The sequence below is a fragment of the Mesorhizobium sp. M7A.F.Ca.US.006.04.2.1 genome (genome assembly GCF_004022915.1).
Lineage (GTDB): Bacteria > Pseudomonadota > Alphaproteobacteria > Rhizobiales > Rhizobiaceae > Mesorhizobium > Mesorhizobium ciceri.
Genome location: NZ_RZQA01000668.1, coordinates 1 through 3,668 on the forward strand (window position 1 = coordinate 1; position 3,668 = coordinate 3,668).

Genomic DNA, 3,668 nt, shown 5'->3' on the forward strand with positions numbered 1-3,668 from the left:
CATCGCGACCATCTACCCGCAGCCGCACGACATTCCGATGGATCGGGTGGTAACGGAGGCCTAGGCCATTTCCGGCTTCATGCCCATGGCGGTCCTGTCGACGATTTCGCGTAGCGCAAAGGACGAATTGATCTTGGTCACATGCGGCATCGCCGACAGCCATTCCTTGTGGATGCGCTCATAGTCGACGAGATCCTTCGCCGCGATCCGCAGGATGTAGTCGTATTCGCCCGACATCAGGTGACAGGACAGCACGTTCGGGCAGCGCTTGATCGCCGCCTCGAAATCCGACAGCGTCTTCTCGAACTGCCCCGACAGCGATATGTGCACGATCGCCGTCATCTGGTGGCCAAGTGCCACATTGGAAAGCCGGGCGTGGTAGCCGCGAATGGTTCCGGATTTCTCCAGATTGTCGAGCCGGCGCGAACAGGCCGACTGCGACAGGCCGACCTTCTCGGCCAGCGCCGCATTGGGTATCCTGCCATCCTTCTGCAAAGCCTCGAGAATGGCGATATCGATCCTGTCGAGCGGCATTATTCGTGAATCCTGCGAATATCTTGCTGTTTCGCGCAACAATTATCGAAACCGGCCGGTGGGCGCAAGCGCATTCGCAAACACCTGCGCAACGATTCGTGGTTCACTCCAGCCATACAGGGAACGAGCCCAAAAGGGCCGGATCAGGAGAAGAAAATGCGCGTCGGCTGCCCCAAGGAAATCAAGAACCACGAATACCGCGTCGGCCTCACCCCCGGCTCGGTCCGCGAATATGTCGCCCATGGCCACGAAGTGCTGGTCGAGACCGGGGCCGGTGCCGGCATCGGCGCCGATGACAACGCCTATCGCGCCGCCGGCGCCACGATTGCCAAGACGGCCGCCGAGGTGTTCGCCAAGTCGGACATGATCGTCAAGGTCAAGGAGCCGCAGCCCAGCGAATGGGCGCAGCTTCGCGAAGGCCAGATCCTGTATACCTACCTCCACCTTGCTCCGGATCCGGAGCAGACCAAGGGCCTGCTTGCGTCCGGCGTAACGGCAATCGCCTACGAGACCGTGACCGACGACCGTGGCGGCCTGCCGCTGCTGGCGCCGATGTCGGAAGTTGCCGGACGCCTGTCGATCCAGGCCGGCGCCACGGCGCTGCAGAAGGCCAATGGCGGCCGCGGCGTGCTGCTGGGCGGCGTGCCCGGCGTGCTGCCCGGCAAGGTCACCGTGCTCGGCGGTGGCGTCGTCGGCCTGCACGCGGCCAGGATGGCGGCCGGCCTTGGCGCCGACGTCACCATCATCGACCGCTCGATCCCGAGATTGCGCCAGCTCGACGATCTCTTCGCCGGCCGCGTCCACACTCGTTACTCGACTGTCGAGGCGCTGGAAGAAGAGTGTTTTTCAGCCGACATCGTCGTCGGCGCGGTGCTGATCCCGGGTGCCGCGGCGCCAAAACTGGTTTCGCGCGAAATGCTGTCGGGCATGAAGAAAGGCTCGGTGCTGGTCGATGTCGCCATCGACCAGGGCGGCTGCTTCGAGACCTCGCACGCCACCACCCATGCCGACCCGACCTATGAGGTCGACGGCGTCATCCACTATTGCGTCGCCAACATGCCGGGTGCCGTGCCCGTCACGTCGGCCCACGCGCTCAACAACGCGACGCTTCACTACGGCCTGCAGCTCGCCGACAAGGGCCTCAAGGCGCTGGTCGACGATCACCACCTGCGCAACGGCCTCAATGTCCACAAGGGCAAGATCACCAACCGCGCAGTCGCCGAGGCGCTCGGCTACGAACTGGTCGAGCCGAAAGCGGTACTCGCCGCCTGATTTTCGCGAAAAACAGCTCCTTTCAATCCAGCCCGCCGGTTCCATGCCGGCGGGTTTTTTCTTGCGAGCCTGTTTTTCAGGCAAAGCATGGCGTCGAAAGATGTGACGCTACGGCACTTTGCTCATCATTGTTGCATATTTGTCATTCCCGTGCCGGCCGGTTCCCTGCTAGAGACATTCTGGGTTTACTCATGGGGTACGGGCATATGTTCATTCGCACATCCGCGAAATCTTTTCTTCTTGGTGCTGTTTCTGCTGTGGCTTTGATATCTGCTGCTCACGCAGCAGACGTCGTGCAGCCGGTAGAAGAAGCTGCCGGCTTTAACTGGAGCGGTCTATACGTTGGTTTTGGCGTCGGCGCCGGTGCCAACGTACACAAGCTCAGCAGCGATTTTATTCCAGTCTCGCTGAACGGCATTGGTGGCGAAGGCGTCTACGGTGAGCTGACGGTTGGCTATGACTATATGGTCGCGCCGCGGTTCCTCATCGGAGGTCTGCTGGACGCTCACGTCGGCAACATCGGGACCACGCTGGACATTACGGGATTCGACGCTTCGATCAAGGAAACCTACGGTTTCGACGCTGGCCTGCGTCTCGGCTACCTCTTGACGCCAAACACTCTGGGATACGTGCTGGGTGGCTATTCCTGGCAGAAGTACAAGCTCGATACGAACGCTGGCTTCGACTTTGATTGGGATCAGAGCGGGTATTTTGTCGGAGGTGGCATCGAAACGGCCATCAACAGCAATTGGACGATCAAGACTGAGTATCGCTATACGGGCTTCGGGACCAAGGACGATCTTCTTTCCGAGGCTGGCATCGTCGGGGTTCCGGACGGTCTCCTCAATCTTGACACCTCGCGCCATACTTTCCAGATCGCAGCCAATTACCGTTTCGGTGCCCAGAACGGCGGCGGTGCTGCCTTCGAGACGCCAGCCTACAACTGGACCGGCTTCTATATCGGCGGCGCTGGTGGTGCCGGTGCGTCCGTGCACCAGATCAACGTTCCGCCGCTCGGCGACCTGGAATTCAATGGTCTCGGTGGCGAAGGTGCCTTTGGTGAACTGAACGTCGGCTACGATCATGACTTCGGCAGCTGGGTCGCAGGCGTCATGGTCGATGCACGCTACTCCGGCATGACTTCCAAGCTGGATCTCGGCGGCGGATCGATCAACGTCGATACGGACTATGGGTTCGATGTGTTGGGCCGCGTTGGCATGAAGATGAACGAATCGACCCTTGCCTATGCGCTTGCCGGCTATAGCTGGCAGCATTTCGACCTGAACGCTTCCGACCCGATCGGCGACATCCTCGACTGGGGCTCCAGCGGCTTCTCGGTCGGTGGCGGACTGGAAACGGCTCTGTCCAGCAATGTCACCGTTGGCCTCGAATATCGCTATTCGCAGTTCGCCAAGAAGGACTTTTCTTCGGAATTCGGCGCACCTGACGACACCCTTACCTCGACTTCCTCTTTCCACACCGTGCGCCTCGGCGCGAAGTACAAGTTCAACTAAAAGGCCCTCCAGCCAAACAGTTGCGGCCCGTCGGCCATGCCGGCGGGCTTTTTTCTTGCGTGGAATACGTCTGCTCCAAACGCAGGCAACAAAAAAGCGGAGCCAAAGCCCCGCTTCCTCGATGTCGAGATTTGCCGCCGGTTCATCCGCGGTCGGCAAATCGATCGACAATGGCTTTCTATCGCGACTATGCGACGGGAGTACGACAGCTGTTTCCAGCGGCTAATCTCAACCTCAAGCGCGCTCGATGCGGCACTGGTAGCAATTGTTGCGCGCCGAGCGGACATGGATGTAGGCGATCTCGTCGCTTTCCAACAAGGTCTTGGCCCGCCCGGTGATGTCTCCGGT

At 60.4% G+C, this 3,668-nt stretch carries 4 protein-coding genes; 2 read left to right on the top strand and 2 right to left on the bottom strand.

Annotated features, from left to right (window positions below; translation table 11 throughout):
• Positions 1-60 precede the first annotated feature (60 nt).
• Positions 61-534: an Lrp/AsnC family transcriptional regulator gene (locus EN925_RS27695; RefSeq protein ID WP_024505089.1), complete on the bottom strand. Its 474-nt coding sequence runs from the start codon at positions 532-534 to the stop codon at positions 61-63.
• Between the two features lie 156 nt (positions 535-690).
• Between EN925_RS27695 and ald the strand changes: the two genes are divergently transcribed.
• Both ald and EN925_RS27705 read left to right on the top strand, forming a co-directional pair.
• Positions 691-1,806: an alanine dehydrogenase gene (ald, locus tag EN925_RS27700; RefSeq protein ID WP_013531466.1), complete on the top strand. Its 1,116-nt coding sequence runs from the start codon at positions 691-693 to the stop codon at positions 1,804-1,806.
• A 206-nt stretch (positions 1,807-2,012) separates the two neighbouring features.
• Complete coding sequence (locus EN925_RS27705; protein ID WP_063168057.1) at positions 2,013-3,320, top strand: outer membrane beta-barrel protein; 1,308 nt, start codon at positions 2,013-2,015, stop codon at positions 3,318-3,320.
• A gap of 234 nt (positions 3,321-3,554) precedes the next feature.
• On the opposite strand, the gene EN925_RS27710 is transcribed toward EN925_RS27705, so the two are convergent.
• Positions 3,555-3,668, bottom strand: a 114-nt coding sequence (locus EN925_RS27710; RefSeq protein ID WP_128337065.1) for a DUF1203 domain-containing protein, incomplete at its 5' end; no start/stop codon positions are given.

Bases quoted from the DNA above. Each gene is read 5' to 3' on its own strand.
- ald (WP_013531466.1), top strand. From the start codon at position 691: ATGCGCGTCGGCTGCCCCAAGGAAATCAAGAACCACGAATACCGCGTC.
- EN925_RS27705 (WP_063168057.1), top strand. From the start codon at position 2,013: ATGTTCATTCGCACATCCGCGAAATCTTTTCTTCTTGGTGCTGTTTCT.
- EN925_RS27695 (WP_024505089.1), bottom strand. From the start codon at position 534: ATGCCGCTCGACAGGATCGATATCGCCATTCTCGAGGCTTTGCAGAAG.